Source organism: Candidatus Uabimicrobium amorphum, from assembly GCF_009002475.1.
Lineage (GTDB): Bacteria > Planctomycetota > Uabimicrobiia > Uabimicrobiales > Uabimicrobiaceae > Uabimicrobium > Uabimicrobium amorphum.
Genome location: NZ_AP019860.1, coordinates 2,672,969 through 2,690,622, shown reverse-complemented (window position 1 = coordinate 2,690,622; position 17,654 = coordinate 2,672,969). Strand labels below are relative to the sequence as shown.

11 protein-coding genes are annotated in these 17,654 nt (G+C 38.6%); 2 read left to right on the top strand and 9 right to left on the bottom strand.

Translation table 11 applies throughout. From position 1 onward, the window contains the following. Nucleotides 1-14: 14 nt before the first annotated feature. The 8 genes from UABAM_RS09545 to UABAM_RS09510 form a co-directional block, all read right to left on the bottom strand. A complete protein-coding gene (locus UABAM_RS09545; protein WP_151967773.1) occupies nucleotides 15-1,850 on the bottom strand; it encodes a tetratricopeptide repeat protein in 1,836 nt (611 codons plus the stop codon). A gap of 3 nt (nucleotides 1,851-1,853) precedes the next feature. Continuing rightward, nucleotides 1,854-3,341, bottom strand: a complete 1,488-nt coding sequence (locus UABAM_RS09540) for a hypothetical protein (protein WP_151967772.1) — start codon at nucleotides 3,339-3,341, stop codon at nucleotides 1,854-1,856. A 47-nt stretch (nucleotides 3,342-3,388) separates the two neighbouring features. Further along, nucleotides 3,389-4,177, bottom strand: coding sequence for a hypothetical protein (locus tag UABAM_RS09535; protein ID WP_151967771.1), 789 nt, complete (start codon nucleotides 4,175-4,177; stop codon nucleotides 3,389-3,391). A gap of 534 nt (nucleotides 4,178-4,711) precedes the next feature. Continuing rightward, on the bottom strand, nucleotides 4,712-6,100 hold the full coding sequence (locus UABAM_RS09530) for a serine/threonine protein kinase (RefSeq protein WP_151967770.1): 1,389 nt from the start codon (nucleotides 6,098-6,100) through the stop codon (nucleotides 4,712-4,714). Nucleotides 6,101-6,107: 7 nt separating this feature from the next. Beyond that, a complete protein-coding gene (locus tag UABAM_RS09525; protein ID WP_151967769.1) occupies nucleotides 6,108-8,456 on the bottom strand; it encodes a serine/threonine-protein kinase in 2,349 nt (782 codons plus the stop codon). Nucleotides 8,457-8,461: 5 nt separating this feature from the next. Beyond that, the gene (gene polA, locus UABAM_RS09520) at nucleotides 8,462-11,125 is read right to left on the bottom strand and encodes a DNA polymerase I (RefSeq protein WP_173013227.1); all 2,664 of its coding nucleotides are present in this window, start codon (nucleotides 11,123-11,125) and stop codon (nucleotides 8,462-8,464) included. Nucleotides 11,126-11,130: 5 nt separating this feature from the next. Then, nucleotides 11,131-12,510 (bottom strand): exodeoxyribonuclease VII large subunit, encoded by a 1,380-nt coding sequence (gene xseA / locus UABAM_RS09515; protein ID WP_151967767.1) that lies wholly within the window; start codon nucleotides 12,508-12,510, stop codon nucleotides 11,131-11,133. A gap of 9 nt (nucleotides 12,511-12,519) precedes the next feature. Then, on the bottom strand, nucleotides 12,520-13,674 hold the full coding sequence (locus UABAM_RS09510) for a peptidylprolyl isomerase (RefSeq protein ID WP_151967766.1): 1,155 nt from the start codon (nucleotides 13,672-13,674) through the stop codon (nucleotides 12,520-12,522). A 143-nt stretch (nucleotides 13,675-13,817) separates the two neighbouring features. Here UABAM_RS09510 and UABAM_RS09505 point away from each other — a divergent pair, with 143 nt between their 5' ends. Together UABAM_RS09505 and ftsY are read left to right on the top strand one after the other, a co-directional pair. Continuing rightward, nucleotides 13,818-15,059, top strand: coding sequence for a leucine-rich repeat domain-containing protein (locus tag UABAM_RS09505; RefSeq protein WP_151967765.1), 1,242 nt, complete (start codon nucleotides 13,818-13,820; stop codon nucleotides 15,057-15,059). 240 nt (nucleotides 15,060-15,299) lie between these two features. Then, the gene (gene ftsY / locus UABAM_RS09500; protein WP_151967764.1) at nucleotides 15,300-16,211 is read left to right on the top strand and encodes a signal recognition particle-docking protein FtsY; all 912 of its coding nucleotides are present in this window, start codon (nucleotides 15,300-15,302) and stop codon (nucleotides 16,209-16,211) included. Nucleotides 16,212-16,283: 72 nt separating this feature from the next. Here ftsY and UABAM_RS33920 read toward each other — a convergent pair whose 3' ends face one another. Next, the gene (locus UABAM_RS33920) at nucleotides 16,284-17,513 is read right to left on the bottom strand and encodes a GTP-binding protein (RefSeq protein WP_151967763.1); all 1,230 of its coding nucleotides are present in this window, start codon (nucleotides 17,511-17,513) and stop codon (nucleotides 16,284-16,286) included. Nucleotides 17,514-17,654: the final 141 nt, after the last annotated feature.

Sequence of the window (17,654 nt, the reverse complement as noted above, 5' to 3'; positions counted from 1 at the left end):
AAACCCTTTCTGTGTTATTTAACTGTAGGCAGTTGTAAATCTACAGGTTTTAAAACCTTTGCTTTTTTATAGTGAACTTGGAATTTTTGCATTTGATTGGTTTTGTAGTATAGCACTGCCAATAGATAGTGTACTCTATAGTTGCTTTTATCTTGGCGATAGGCTTGCAATAAATATTGTTGAGATTTTTGATATCGAAGTTGCATTAAACAACCATAAGCATTGTTTAGCAACAACTTAGTACTTATGTTGTTATGTTCGATTGCTTTGTCATAAAAAAAACAAGCTTTTTTCCAGTTTTTGTCGTAAAAAAAACAGTGCCCTATTTTAGCATATATAGTGCCATAATCAAACGTCCATCTATTTTTATTTTTATTTTCATAACGCAAGAAGTTGTTAAAGTAATGCAGACCTTGTTTATAGCGTTTGTGCACAATGGCATTTTCTGCCAAAAGTAGCCATAACGGGACATAGTGTGGGATTATTTTTATGACCTCATTTGCGTAATAATTCATGCGGGGTATATCGCTTTTTATGTGATAAATCACCGCCAAGTTGTAATACAATAATACACGGTTATTTGCATTTGGTTTCAAAGCCAGGGCCTGTGAAAAGTAACTTAGGGCATATTGCGTATTTTTTCTGCGTAAATGATAAGAACCCTTAAAAATCTTTGCGCGATAGCTGCGGGGTTTTGTACACAATGTTTTCATCCACAGTGTTTCATTATTACGCCAATCATAGCAACGCCAAAAAGTAATCATCGCAAGTAGTATGGCGCTACAAATAACAATGGTGCGTCCGCGCGTTTCGACGACAAAAGAAATCATAAACGCGATGCCAATTCCTGAAACCAATAAAAACCTTTCCGCAAATATAACGGAGATCGGTACGATATGTAATACCGGCAAAAGTGGTATCAAAAACAAAAAAAACGCACAGGCACAACTTCGCTTTCTGTATGAACCATACCACAGAGAGTAGGTCATATATAAAACCACGATTGGAGTAACCACACTTGAAATATGAAAATCGACGATAGCAAAGTTGTAGTCGCAACTGAGTGACAGCGGGAAAATGCTTAGAGATATGTATTCAAAGAATAAACGACAAATATTTTGGTATTGGCTGTACAAATTGACAGAAGTCAAGAAACCTTCTGTTCCAGGCATGAGCACAGACCCTAATACGTTTAGACGTACGATCAAATAAACTATACACGCACAACATTGTATGAAAAATACATAGATGGCTTGTTGGTAACGGCGATGTTGCGCATACAAAATAATGATGACAAAAAGCGCCGGTGTTACAATTCCACTTTCCTTACATAAACAAGCGGCAAAAGTTGACACACCTCCAAAAATAGCATGAAGGCGTGACGACCTATAAACGGCTTTTAGTGAATAAAGGAGTGCGGAAATAACCATAATCGTGCACAGAATTTGACTGCGACTATATATGTTGATGACCGCTTCACTGTAACCTGGGTGGATGACAAAAATAATACAGGCTGTTAGAGCAGCTCGATGTGAAAAAAATTCTTTCAGCAATAGCAATAGCAAACAACCACAAGTACTCATTAGAAGTACATTTGTCAGATGATAGCCAAAGGCTTCTTCTCCCCATAATTTATAATCGATATAAAAGGTAGCAAAGGTAATGGGGCGGTAGTGGTCCACCAAACGGTGAGGCATGGGTTTGTAAAGTAGGGGCAAAATGTTTGGTAAATTTTTGCAGTTGGAAAAAATAACAGTATCGTCCAAGCAGAAGTCATTGGAAAAAGTTGGCAAGTATACCAACGCGACACACGCGCAAATTGCGATAAATGTAAGGATGTTTCGCTGCATAAGTTATTCTTTCCACCACAAGTATAGCAGTAGCAGAATACATACGCCCAATAAAATGGGTCGTATAATTAAGGTATATTTTAGAGAGAAGGAAGAGGGGATTTCAACAATGTCAGCCGTTGACAGCCCCACATTATTTGACTCTGTCTCGTTGATATGGTTGTAAAATTTTTGTTGGTCGTGTTGCACGGTAGTTTGGGATTCATCGACCAATGCACAATAAAAATTGTCGCGGTGTGGAAAAAGATAATCGAAATAATTCACCCAAAAAATGGGAAATGAAGGTAGTGTTGGCCAATTGCTTTCATGTAATGCAAAGCCAATATACAAATATTGCGGACTATATGTGATAATAGGTCCTTTTGCCGTTTGTAGCAGTGCTTCACCTTGGAAATTTTGCAGCGGAATGGCACGCTGTATACGAATATTTGGCAAAACCCAATCCCAAAGTGGGTGGGCGATAAAAAAAAGCTCTGGGGAGTTTTCTACAGGTTTTTTGTTCGCCCATGGAGGCTTTTGATTTAAAAAAACCGTGGTTTTCTTTTGGTTGTATTCGCAAGTGAAATAATCTGTGGGTTGATTATTTTCCACGGTAGCAATACCGGGAATTTTTGAGAATAGACGCGCGAAAATACGATGATTCTTGGGGATTTTCGTCAAAACCATTTTGGTCTTCGCAACGCGAAGGGTATTATCGAGAGAGAAATTATCTTTTTCCTGCACGGAAATACGTATTGTTTTGACTTGGGGAGAGTTTATCAAAAAAGATTGCGAAGTGATTTGTTGTGCGGCAATGAAAATTTTTTCTTGCCAGAGTACCGTTTTCTCGGTGAATGCTGTCACAAGTGTTTTTTGGTTACGAGTAGAAAAATTTTTGATCGCAAAAAAAACACGCCATTTACCGACGGCAATTTGTTGGGAATGAAAGTGAATGATTCCCAAATTGTTGGTTGTTGTGTTGCCTACGAAAATTTTCTTTCCTGGCCAATTTTCTATTTTTTGCGTACCGTCGGTAATGATGAATACATCGTCAAAAGCTGAAAAATCGATGTTTGAGAGCATTTGGTTTATATTCGCCGGAATATGAGTACATTTAGTTTGCGCAAGTTTTTTTGTAATCTCTTCGCGTGTACCTTCTATATATTGTTTTTGTGGAAATACAAGTACTTCTATGTGATCAAAGGTCGAAAAGCGTTGCAAAAGTTTTTGTGTGTGGCTTTTGCCTCTATCAAAAACGGTGGTGTTTTTTGTGGAAATTGTCATCATACTTGATGAACGGTCAAGTACAATGAGGTACTTGTTTCCCTTGACAAACCAAGCTGGATGAGCCAAAGTTATGACTAATAGTATGTATATAATGAGAGCCAGTAATGTGAATTTTTTGTATCCCGCTGTTTGCGAGGTCAAATTCCATAATTCTAGACTAGAAACCTTTTTCTGTGGTACACGCAACGATAACAAATGCCACAGAAAAAAAATTGTTCCCAGCAATAACCATAATCCAGGGGTAAATAAAAATCCAAACAGATATATTTCCTCTAAAAGTCCTCTAATTGCCGCAATATATTTTCTAGTTGAAAACTACTACGAGCAGATAGGTCAAAAGACAATAAGTAATCAATTAACTCTTCAACATGTTCACTTTTTTTCAAGTAACTTTGGTGAGAACGAACGAAACGCGCCACTTTATTAATGATATAACTTCCACCGCGTTTCTCTAAAGATTTCAGATGCCTAATATAGGCACGTACATCAACATCTTTGATTCGGTAAATATTTATCTTACGGCTTGTCGCAGGGAAAAACTGAAAATAAAAGCCACAACTAACCTTTATTTTATCGGTAAAGCGCGGAACAGCAATGGTATAATCAACACCTTTTTTCGTTGTGGTTTTGTTAAAGAGATGCGTTTCTATTCTTTCCCCGTTAGCGAAAAATTCGTATGCATATCTTGCACCATCAATAACGCGATAATCTTTCTCCACAAAAAAATTCTGCTTGCGAAGTTTTGTCAAACGTTCACACTTTATCAACATAGCGCCTATACCTGGTTGAATGACCACATCACAATCTACAGTTTCAAAAGTAGCAAATTTTATTTTTAGATTGAGTTCAACGCCTACGGAGAACAACGTTTTTCCTGTAATTTCTTTACGAAGCCTTTTGTCGATAATTTGGTAAGCATTGGCCTTAGATCCAAGGGAATCTTCAATGGAAAAACTTAAGCTCCGCACAGGCTTGTGTGGATGGAGAACATATTCGGTATCCGAAACCTTATCAGCGGCAACCCACGTAAACATCATTAACGCAATTATAATATATCTCATCACTGTCTCCTTTGTTGTGGTTATAGGTAATATTTCATTGTTGCTACATACCTAGACAGTAATGTGTTTTTTTTATTCAAAAAAAATTAAGAGATTCGTTTTCATATTGATGCCCTCACCATCGAATTTAAGGTTTTAGCTTCGCTAAAAGCCTTAATTCTCATGCCTCTCCCACGGGGAGAGGCGTAACACGTCTTAATTTGCATCCATTTGTGTTATGTTGTGCTGTCGCATACACAACCTTAATTGTACAAAGATAGTAACGCTATACTCTTGCCTCGCAAATCAAACGAATTTTGTTTTTTACAAAAGAGACGCATTACACCTCTCCCTGTGGGAGAGGTATGAGAATAGCAGGTTACAGCACCGCTGTAACTGCTAATTCGATGGTGAGGGCACCAATCGGAAAACGAATCTCTTTTCTTAACCAGAGCTGTGATCTGCGATGGTGAGGGCACCAATCGGAAAACGAATCATCTGCGATGGTGAGGGCACCAATCGAAAAACGAATCTCTTTTCTTAACTCACCCAAATCTAAGACCAATACAACCACTTGCGAATGCGAGTGACCACTCGTAATAGATAGAACCGACTCCACGCGATCACTACCTTGTCGCACACTCTTTCAAAAGCACTGCGTTTTTTGGCATCCAACAATAATTGTAAACTCTTTTGGCACGTCGCGCGAATGCTTGAATCGGATGCGGTATTTAAAATCTGTCGAATCGGCTCTACGGCTTCTGTTGAACCTAGTTTTCCCAAAGAAACAATTGTGGTATTAATGAGTGAAATATTGCTATGCTCTTCAGGATCAAGCATTATTTTTAATAGTGGCTTTAATGCACGTTTGTCGCGAAGCCTTCCGAGTAGTTTTGCGCCTTTGCGCCTTTGCCTTACCCTCTTTTTTTTGAGAAAAGATAGCACCTTCAAAAAATATAATTCATCGAGGGAAAGTTGTTTGGTAATACTTAGACCAAATGATGGATTAAAGGACGAAATATTGGATAAATGAGCAATTAAACGTTGCCGTAACTTTTCCAGCTCTTGTGCTAAAGCCGCTGCACTTGGATATCTCTTTTTGCGATCTTTCGCCAAACATTTTATAACGAGTTGCGATATGTCTTCGGGAATTTTATCGTCCACTTCGTGAGGCGGGCGCGGAGACTTTTCTTGTACCTGTACCATAAACTGTACACCACTACCCTCAAAGGGAAGTTTTCCCAACAGTATATAGTAAAACGTCATGCCAAAAGAATAGATATCGGAGTGGAAAGTTAGGTCTGTGCGTCCTTGAACTTGTTCTGGGCTCATAAATTCGAAAGTTCCCGCAATAGAACCTGAGTTCGAATTGACGTCAGCATGACATGCCAAACCCAAGTCGAGTAATTTGACAACATCATTTACACGATTTACCATGATATTGGATGGTTTTAAATCACGATGAATAATCCCTACAGCATGAACGGCTTCTAGTCCTCTAGCTACTTTTGCCATGATTGATACCAATTCAATATGCGAGAGCGCTTGAGTTGTTCCGTGTATTTCGTCGGTCATCTCTTTGAGATTTTGCCCATCGATGCACTCCATGACTAAAAAATAAAAGTGGTCAAGGATAAAGGCATCGCTGACTTCGACAACGTAAGGACTGTATATAGCCTGTAGAAAGGCCGCCTCTTGCAAAAAACGACTTTCTACTTTTTTGCGAAGTTCCTTAACATTTGGTGGAATCAGACGCTTGATTGCCACAACTTTCTGTTCTTGAGTATCATACGCCTTGTAGACCTCACTCATTCCGCCATGGCCAATTTTTTTTTCGACTTCATAGCGTTCATGAATGGTCGTACCTTCTATTTTTTTTGGCTTTACCATACTGTACAGAGTGTCAAATCCTCTGAATTCATCTTTGTTTATTTCGTGATCCATCACAGTCCTAACGTTGGAGGTAGTGCAAATGTTTGTTATATAATTTTTCAATTACGTCATTTTTTTTTGCAGCTTTGCGCAACATTTTTTCTGCTAGAGTAAAATTTTTTTCAAATAAATAGAAAAAACATATTTGCACGATATCAACTTTATATTTGTATTTTTTCTTATTTTTTACAATATGCCGTACGATTTTGTCCGCGGCAACATCTTTGATTTTAATTTGTTGCCCCGCTTCCAAGTAGTCATAGATGTTATTTTCAAATATACTCCACAAATCCCAGACATTCTTTATTATTTTTTTCTCAATGACATACATTTTGCGAATATTTTGGTAGCTTTTTGCTTGGGAATAGCTGTCTATTTCGCTCTCGAGATTCTTGAGATATAAGTAGGCTTCTTTGTAATACTTCTCTTGGGTGTACTCCTGCAATTCCGCAAAATGCGCGCCCCATATTTTTAGTAAACGGATTTCGGCATTCAATTTGTCAATATAATGGGCAAGCTCTTTGGATTTTGCGGTCTTATATAAGTTTACCGCTTTTTCTTTGGCAAGGTGAATATTATTTTTTTCTGTAGCGCGTATATGGATAATTTCACGAACGGATTTTTGTAAAGAAGGCCACCGTCTGTCATTTTGTACTAAGATGCGTATTTGATTCTGTGGTTTAAAATTTTCGGGATTTGGATTATCTACTAATAGTAAAGACCAACGCTTTTTTGTCACTTCCTGTATGTAGGCGTTTACCTTATCCTCTAACGCACGACGTTTTTCTATTCGGTCTTGCAATTCATCCACAAGCTTTTTGGCTTTTAATTTTACATCGGGACGTGTCTGCGGGCCTTGTATAAGCTGTTGTAGTATCTCAAAGGCTTTGTTGACCGGCATATTACCATTCGTTACTTCTCTTTTCGTCCTTTTTAATATCTTTAGGTCATTATTATTACGCTTTTTGTCGACTTTTTGTTGATTTTTGGGAAGCATGAACTTGGGAACGTTTTTTTTGGGTGTTGTTTTGTTATGCTTCACTTTCTTGTGTTGAGGTGCCTCTTTTTTTTGCGACATTTTATTCTTATTTTGATGTCGTTGGCGTCTTTTTTTACCGACAAGACTCAGTAATACCAGAACAACGATCGCAATGACAATGTAGCGTTTCTTTTTACTTTTTTCTCTAACAATATAGTCTTTTTCCGTTAGCCCCATGAGGTCATTATTCAGCTCTTCAACCGATACATAGCGCTTTTCTGGATTTTCTGCAACCATTTTTTGATAGATTTTATTTAGCTTTGGTGATAAATCTTTTTGCAAATCTGGAGAAGGATTATTGATGTGTTGTGTGATGATCTCTAAAGTCGTGTTTCCAGAGTAAGGTACTTGGCCTTTCAACATGTAATAAAATGTAATTCCCAATGAATAGATATCACTCATCTTCGTTGCCGCTTTACCAATACATTGTTCTGGAGACATGTAGTTTGGTGTACCAATAATTGCCCCACATTTCGTCAGGTAGTCACTTCCTCCCTCTTCTGACTTTGCTAGGCCAAAATCTGTCAGTTTGACTTGACCATCATTGCCAATCATGATGTTGTCGGGTTTGATGTCGCGGTGAATGATTTCTTTGTCATGCAGGCTTTTCAAACCTTTTACGCTCTCACGTAAATAATGTATGACGGTTTGTAAAGGTATACCTGTATTTTTGGGCACTTTTTGTTGCAAAGGAATGCCATCGACATACTCCATCACAATATAGTGATACTCTTCAAAGGTTCCCACATCGTGTATCTGGACTAGGTTGGGATGATTCAATTGCGCTGCGAGTTTCGCTTCGCGTTGAAATCTTTGGACTAATTTAGGGTTATTTGCCAAATGTGGGGCCAAAATTTTTATGGCAACTGGACGATTCAAACCTTTCTGCAAGGCTCGATATACTTCGCCCATGCCGCCGCTACCCAAGCAGTATTGGATACGATATTGATGTAAGTCGCAACCTGTCAGTTTTTGCATCGAAGCTGTTGTGGAATTTTTACGTTTGAAAAAAGGATAACGCAGTGGGAAAGTATAGAATTTTTCGCAAGAGGAACACTGGGCGCGCACCACCGGTTTTTCCATGCGACTTTCACTGTGACAATATGGGCAGTGTAGCACGCCGGATTTTAAATAAATCCCCGCCACCATTTCATGGGTCAAGTAGTTTTTATGAACAAAAACATCCGCAACAAAGTCTCGTTGGGTATCGACATCAACAAGACATTCACTCAGCATTTCTTCGGTGATGAATTTTTCGTTCATCAACAAACGTACAAAAAGTCGGTTGCGCTTTTCCATGTTAGGCGCAGGAGATTCATTGACATCCATATTGTTTACTTCGCATCTTTCCAATTAGGACCACTATGTGCTTCTACAATAAGAGGTACGTTTAGCGAAACAATGTTTTCCATGCTTTCCTTTAAAACATCAATCAATTGTTGTTCCTCTTGTCGTGCACATTCGACAACCAATTCGTCGTGTACTTGTAAAAGTAAATTCGCTTGCAACGCTTTTTCTCGTAAGTTTTTTTGTAACTCAATCATTGCAAGTTTGATGATGTCGGCAGCTGTCCCCTGAATGACCGTGTTGACCGCCAACCGTTCTCCCTGCTTCTGTCTGGTTTTGTTACGCGAGGTAATTTCCGGAATTTGTCTTAATCTACCAAAATATGTGCGTACATGTCCTAACTCTTTGGTTTTCTCGATAATCTTATCGCGAAAAATCTGAACGCGTGGCATTTTCTCAAAATATGACGCTATATAATTTCGTGCTTCTTTACGCGAAATATTTAGCTCTTGTGCTAAACGAAAATCTCCCATACCATATAACAAACCAAAGTTGATACTCTTCGCCGCACGTCTTAATTCGGCGGGAACTGATTCAATGGGAATGTCAAACACTTCACTTGCGGTGCGCAAATGGATATCTTCACCTTTAAGGAAAGCGTTTACCAGTGTTTCATCTTCGGAATAGTGTGCCATAATACGCAATTCAATCTGTGAGTAGTCAGCACTAATAAGCGTGTAGTCTTCCTTGGGAATAAACGCTGCGCGAATTTCTCTACCCATGTCGGTGCGAATAGGTATATTCTGCAAGTTGGGATTCGTAGATGATAATCGCCCTGTTGCCGTGACCACTTGGTTAAAACTAGTATGTACGCGATCTGTTTGGTGATGAACTAGTTTGGGAAGAGCATCGACATATGTTGATTTTAATTTGGTAACTTCACGATAATCTAGAAGTTTGATCGGTAGATCATAGCCCTTGTCTGCTAACTTTTCTAGTACGTCGTGTCCGGTACTGTAGGACTTTGTTTTGGACGTCTTTTTTAACGGAGGAATTTGTAACTTTTCAAAGAGAATGTAGCCGAGTTGTTGCGTACTCTTTATATTAAACTCTTGTCCTGCAAGCTCATATATTTCACTTTCAAGCGCATCTATGTCGCGTTGCATATTTTGTGACATGTTGTTTAATAATTCACAGTCAATGCGAATACCACATTTTTCCATTTCTGCCAAAACACGTACCAAGGGCAATTCAATTTTTTCACAAACTTCTTGTAAGTCGTTTTCCGTAACCTTTTGCTGCAAAACGTCGTAGAGTTGCCAACATATATCGGCGTCTTCGCTGGCATACTGTTTTGCTTTTTCGAGGTCTGCTTCGGCAAAACTAATTTGTTTCTTTCCCGAGCCACACACGCTTTCAAAGGAAATGGTTTGGTATTTTAGTAATTTCTCTGCTAGGTGATCAAGACCATGTCGGTTTTCGTTTGGTTCTAACAAGTAGGAGAGTATCATTGTGTCAAAACATATATTTGCGCACTGCCAACCGCGATTTGTCAAAACTGCGTAGTCAAACTTAACATTGTGCGCGCCTTTTTGAATCTCTGCATTGGCAAAAATGGGCTTGAGATGTTTTTCCACAACTTCTTGCCACGCTTTTTCTTGATGAATATGCGCTACCGGTACATAACAGGCATCGTTTTTTTGTGTGCAAAAAGAAATTCCCACGATGTTTGCATCTAGTGGTTCTAGCGAGTCAGTTTCAATGTCAAAGGCAAACATCTTGGATTTGCTAAGTTTTTTGCATAGTTCTTGTAGCTTCTTTTCATCGTCAATAAGTGCATAATCGACAGTACACTTATCAAGCTCTATGGGAATGTCTTTCAGAAGACGCTTAAAATTTAATCGCGTAAATATTTCCTGACAACGCGCGTTATCGATCCCCGAAAATTTAAATTTTTCCATAGAAAAGTCTATCGGGACATCCTGACAAATAGTGACGAGTTCGCGTAGCATTGCGATATTATCGCGGCTGTTTTCTAATCCTTCACGGTATGACTTACGTTTGATTTTATCGATATTTTCATATATACCGTCTAGAGATTGATATTCTTCTAACAGCTTCTTAGCACCCTTTTCGCCAATACCTGGTATGCCTGGTATGTTGTCTGAACTATCTCCCCATATGGTCAAAAGATCTATCACCTGATTTGGTTTACAGCCAAAGTAGCCTGGTATATCTTTTTCTTCGAGATACTCGCTCGTGCGTCCGGGGTCAAAGATGACCACATCGTTACCTTTTACCAATTGCAACATATCTTTATCCCCGGTAACGATGACTACTTGTACACTCTCCTTTTGTGCTTCACGTGCAAGTGTACCGATGATATCGTCTGATTCGTAGCCGCTTTTTTCAATTAGGGGAATATTGAAAGCGGAAACTACCTCTTTAATGAGAGGTATTTGTGGTCGTAAATCTTCGGGTGGCTCTTGTCTATTTGCTTTGTATTCACTATAAATTTCATTGCGAAAAGATGGTTCTACGGAATCGAAAGACACGGCAATATATTCGGGTTTTTCTTCATCGATAATTTTTTTTAGTGTATTGGTAAAACCGTACACAGCATTGTAGTCGATATGTTTAATTGCGTAATACGATCGAAAAATGTAAGCAAATGCATCTATAATAAAAAAACGTTTGTATAGGCTGTCCAATGCTGCTACTCCCTTGTATTTGATGAATTGTCCGTAATGCTCTTTGTTCCCGTTTTTTCCACACGAGAACGAATCCAGGTATTGGCAAGTCTTGTCCACATGTGTTCACCGGCATTGACATCATTTGCGTCTTGGAGTATCTTTCCTCCTTGGTTGTACGTTATACTATATCCGCGGCTGATTACCGATAGAGGAGACAGCGCTTCCAAATGTCCTGTCAGGTTTTGAAGGCGGCGTTGTTCCCATTCACATCTTTTATTCATGGCTCGTTCGATACGACCAGAGAATTCTTTAAAGCGTTGTGCGTAGAAATCTATTTTTTTTGAAGGCTCTTTCGCCATCAATTTTCCGTGCATTCTGGTCAGTTGATGTTGTTTTCGGCTTACATTACGCTCACATAGGCTCTTCATTTTTTGAAAGAGCATATGCAGACGTTGCTCTGAGTAGCGAACACGCTCCATGGGTTTCGTTAATGCACGGTGGCTACCCAAGCGCATTACATGGGCCCTTGCTTTGTCTAAACGATTATCCATCGCTTTTTTTAGGCGATTTTCCAAATAGCGCAGTTGATCTTTTAACAGGTCAAAGCGTGGTAAAACTAATTCGCCTGCCTCTGTAGGAGTTAAAGCTCTTTTATCGGCAACAAGATCGGATATGGTAAAGTCAACTTCATGGCCTACGGCAGAGATTACCGGTATTTTACTCTCATAAATTGCATAGGCTACGGGTTCTTCATTAAATGCCCACAAGTCTTCCGGACTACCACCACCGCGTCCGACAATCATGACATCGATTTTGAGTTGTGGCTCAGAATTGACGAAACGTATTGCGGCAGCAACTTGTTCTGCGGAGCCTTCTCCCTGAACACGAACCGGTATGACGTAAATCTCTACATGCGGATAACGACGTGCGATTACATTTAAAATATCTTTGACCGCCGCTCCCGTAGGGGATGTAACTACCGCTATTTTTCGTGGTAAGTATGGTAACTTTCTCTTGCGCTCAACAGAAAAAAGACCTTCTTTTTTCAAGCGTTGCTTTAATTTCTCGAAAGCAACTTGCAAAGCTCCCGATCCCCTAAGTTCTATTGTTTGGATGATCACTTGGTATTTGCTCTGTGGACCATAGATGGTCATGTCGGCACTTACTAAAACCTGCTGGCCGTTACGCAAAGCAAAATCTAAATTCTTCGCTGTATTGCGCCAAATAAGGGCACTAATCTGACTTTCTTCGTCTTTTAGTGTAAGGTAAGCGTGACCCGAAGAATGCGAGGTGTATCCCGATATTTCTCCGGTAAGCCATACGCGCCCCATTTGTTCTATGCGCGACTTAATGTGCTGGGTTAGTTCTGTAACAGTGTATGCTCGCTGTTCACTTTCTGGCATTATATCGTCCTAACGAAAGAATCTTGTTATTTTGGCATCTCCATACCACTTTTTGAGTATTTTTTCTTTTTTCATCGCTACATAACGCTCAATTGCTTTCTCACGCAATTCACTTGTGGGAAGATCTTTACCTTTTTTTACATCTGTTACTTTGATTAGGTGGTAACCGAATTCTGTTTTTATGGGACCTTTTATCTCATCTTTTTTTGACTTGTAAGCAACTTCTATGATTTCTTTAGCGAACATTCCCCAGCGCGGTACGAAACCCAGGTCTCCGTTCTTGTACTTTGTGGTTTCGTCATCTGAATATTTTTCCGCCATTTTTTCAAAGTTTCCCCCTGAGACGATTTTCTTTTTCATTTTGATCATTTTTTGATAAAGCTTTTTTTGTTCTTCGGCAGGGAGTTCCTTTTTGCTCACAGGGTCTATGGTGAAAAACAATATATGACTCAAGCGAATAATCCCCCCGGAAAGAGGAAAGGACTCTTTATCCATAATTTCTTGGATATCTTTGTTGCTTTTGTTTTGTATAATGTACTTACGCAGCATTGCATTTACTTTAACGCGTGTCTTGAAATTTTTCATTGTAATACTGTGATGTTTAAAAACATGCATGCGCGCTTTTCCATGCAAAGAAGATTTTTCTACAGCACTCCAAATTTTCAATATTTCTTTACGATCTTCTACGGAAAGGCGAAATTTTAAACTTAAGTTTTTTACCGCGGGACCATATTTGTCGTTTAGCTTTTTATCACCTTTGAGTATTTTACTTAAAGAGTCGAGAAAACTAATGGGATTACTAAGACCCCATTTGGCATACATTGTAAAAAAAGGTTTTTCCGCACGTTTTGCTTCTTCTACATATTCTTTAGGTACACACTTTACTTTTAATTTTGTTAATTTTGATTTTGTTAACCGCAGTGTAATCAACTCCTCTAAAGCGGCTAGCACAACGCGTTTTTGTAAACTATTGATCACTTCATACTCGGCAGATTTGTCACGCTTAACTTTTCCTTCGAGTAATTGATAGCGGTCATTGAGTAACTCCGCCAACTCATGACGCGATATTTTTAGAGAATCAATCGATGCCACAACTTTGGGAACATCTTCTGCCCACACACTACACATAAAGATCACAAGGGCCACAACATATTTCTTGTACATAATAAATTTCTCCTATATCCTATTTTAATTAGGATCTGTGTTGTTTTTATTGTAAAATCTGCATGAAAAAAAAGCAAACATAAAAGACAGTAAGAACGGCATGCCCTTACTTAGAAAATGATATAAAAACGCGAAAAATCAAAATGATAGACATAAAAAACGAAATAAAGAACCGTAGTTTACAAAAAATACAACCGCACACCAACTATAAAGCGTGTGTTTTTGACTTTGGTCAACCTTATAATAAAGACAAGGTCAGTATTTTAGACTTTGAGCTAAATAAACACAATGTGAGTCATTGTATTTTTGAAAATTGTAGTTTCCGTACACCTGCGTTTTTTGAGTCCCTCGATTTTAGTGAATTTCATCAATGTAATTTTGTCGAACTAACGATAAACCATAGTTGCGCCGGGGAAGAAGTACATTTCTACAACGGCTACATTGAAACGTTGAAAATAGTCGAGCATATCACGTATGTCCATGTTCTCGATAGCGTAGCGGAAAAGGACCCACTATTTTCTTCGGTAAATGTAAAAAATGTCTGTGTGGAAAATATTCCCAGACCCATTCCCACACCGCTGTATCATTTTCCGCAAATGCAAACACTCAAAATTCAAAATTCTGCGTGGATCGCCGATTATATCTTAAATGCGAAAACAAAATTTTTGGCATTTTGTGTAGAACGAAATCGTCCTTTTCCACCTAGTGGACAAATTATTGATATTTCCAAGTTTAAAAAATTACAACTTGTGGATGTCAGCAACAACCGTATTCAGCGTTTGCCAGCGGTCATGGGGTCTTTGTCGGAATTACGAGAGCTAAATGCCGGGGTGAATTTACTGAAAGAAATTCCACCGCAAATAGGGAATTTGACTAATTTACACACATTGTCTTTGTATAACAATCAAATATTTGAACTAACGCAACAAATTGGTAAACTTTGTTGTTTGCAAAACTTAAATCTACGCTACAATACGCTAGAAAACCTTCCAAGGGAGATAGGTCAACTACAACAGCTGACCTTTTTAGATATTAGCGAAAATCAAATTGTGACGCTTCCTCATGAAATAGGTGACCTCATAAACTTACGTACTTTTTATGCCAGAGAAAATGGTTTGACAACATTACCTGATTCCATGGAAAACTGGCAAAATGTTACGCATATCGATTTGTACCACAACAAAATAGAAGAACTACCATGGCAAATTTGTCATCTTAGTAACTTGTCCACGCTAAACCTCGAAGGAAATCCCATTAGCGATATGCCTTACGAAATCGATCATTTGTGCAATCTGCGCTATTTAAATTTAGTGAATACAAATGTCGATGAGCGAAAAGTACAACAATTGCGCAAACAACTTCCCGACTGTGACGTATTTTGTTAGAGCTCAATGTGTTGTAGATTTTTGCTTCTGCAGAAATGACACCTAGTGTATATTTTCATTTTTTTTTTGACTGTTTAAATTCCCTTTGTATGATTAGGCAAAAGACAATTATACCTGACGCATAATAAAAGTTAGAAATCATACAAAATGTGTTGTAGGGGCGGGTCTTGTGCCCGCCCGTCCCTCAAATACCGTTAGATAAACTATATCTAAACCCCCAATAAAAATTCTGGAGTAAACATGTTTTTCAAAAAATCTATCGATAAGATTAAGGCAGCTTTGGCGAAAACCAAAAAAATAGCCGAGTTGTTTCAAATCGGACGTAAAATAGACGAAGCGTTTCTCGAAGACCTTGAAGAGCGACTCATTATGGCTGATGTTGGTCTTGATACCACAAAGTACCTCATTGACGCCTTAAAGAGTTCCTACAAAGACAAAGAAATTAAAGAAAAAGATCAAATACTGACCTTTCTCAAAGAAAATTTAAAAGAACGTTTGACCCAAAAAGGCAATGAACTGAAGCTAAACGAAGACGGACCAACTGTGATATTGGTTATTGGAGTAAATGGTAGTGGTAAAACAACATCCATTGCCAAACTCGCGCATCATTTTGTACAACAAGACAAAAAAGTATTGCTGGGAGCAGGAGACACATTTCGCGCTGCGGCAATAGATCAATTAGAAATATGGGCTGAGCGTATTGGAATTGACATTGTAAAGCATAAAATGGGTTCTGATCCGGCAGCCGTGGCATTTGACGCTGTTCAAGCGGCTTTATCGCGGGAAAGTGATATTATTATCATCGATACCGCGGGACGATTGCATACGCAAAAGAATTTGATGAAAGAATTGCAAAAAATCCACAATGTTCTTAAGAAAAAAATTCCCGAGGCACCTCACGAAGTTTTGCTTATTTTGGATGCAACTATTGGACAAAATGCGATAACCCAAGCAGAACTCTTTAGTGCTGCGACACCTATTACTGGAATATTTTTGTCTAAGTTAGATGGTACGGCAAAAGGTGGTGTTGTGCTGGCGATTCAAAATCAATTGGATATTCCTGTCAAATTTATTGGCCTGGGGGAGAAATGCGAGGATATGGAGGCTTTTGATAGCGAACAATTTGTAGATGCGCTTCTTTCAAAGGATTGATTTGGCGATGTGATGCGATGTGAGGGCGGATTTTTCCGCCCAACCTTCGCAAATCATTCAATGATCGATTTGTTACTGCTCGTCCATCTTTTTTATTTTATCAAATCCAATTCTCTTCAAACGATCTTTTAATCCACCTCCATCGCTTGACGAATCTGACTTGGTTTTTTGATTGAGATTTAAGTGGCTACTTTTTGTGAGAGAGCCACGAAACAATGTCGTTGTTTGCTTAAACTTCTTTTTTGCTTGTGCTTTTGCTGCTTCAGAAAATAATTGATCTGCTTCGCTTTTTTCTTCAACTGGTACAGTGTTTGTATTGGTGTTTACGTTCGTATTGGTGTTTACGTTTGTGTTGGTGTTTACGTTTGTATTGGCGTTGACGTTATCAATACTTTCTGTTTCGTTAACAACATTGCTACTTCTGCGCAGACTAATTTTATCCGTCGCTGTAATGCTCTTCGTCTCTGCTTGACTCTCAGTTACAACTTCTTTTTTTACAGCGAAAGGCAAATTGGGTTTGGGCTTTTTTTCGCCAAACGTAGTTTGAAATTTGGGTTTTGCCGATGCGGTGTCACCCTCTTTTTTGAAAGAAAGTTGAAATTTCGTCTTACCAGGCATCTGGATACCTGAAGGTGTCGTTCCACCCATCTTTCGAGTTTTATCGTTTGTTTGGTGAACAGGTGTTACGTTACTTCTTGGGCGCTTTCTTTTGTTTTTTATGTTCTCTTCTGCTTTTTTCAAAGTTTTAGAGGCAATACATTTCAAAGTTTGGAAAACACCTTGTCCCTTTATTGCAATTGCTTCAAAATGGTCTGCTTGTAATTCGTAATTGATTGTTTGGTTCATGTACTCTACAGACATGATATTTGAAAGATCCCTTTTGTTATATTGCATAACAACGGGGATAGAGTTGGCATCAATTTCTAGTTCACGCAAATTTTCGTACAAGTTTTGCAGTGATTCCATGTTTTCTTGATTTTTTCCAACTTGGCTGTCTGCGACAAAAACAATACCGTCCACACAACGAAGTACTAACTTTCGAGTTGAATTGTAGTACACTTGGCCAGGAACTGTAAAAAGACGCAAACGTATTTTCAGTCCAGAGATTTCACCTAATTCTAGCGGCATGTAGTCAAAAAATAGAGTTCTGTCTTGGTCTGTTGCCAAAGAACTGAGCCGTCCCTTATTTGTATTGGGTGTTTTTTCGTGTATAATTTCTAGATTAGTTGTTTTACCAGATACCCCTGGACCGTAGTACACAACTTTTATACTAACTTCTCTACTCTTGAGATTAATTTCCATACTTGTCTCACCAAAGAAAAATTTGATTCGCGATTATACACGTTATATACATTTTAGCGAATTGGCGAAGAAATTTCAATTTTATTTTTATGAATAGGTGTGGACATTGAAATTTTACTTCTATTTCGACAATGTATCTGA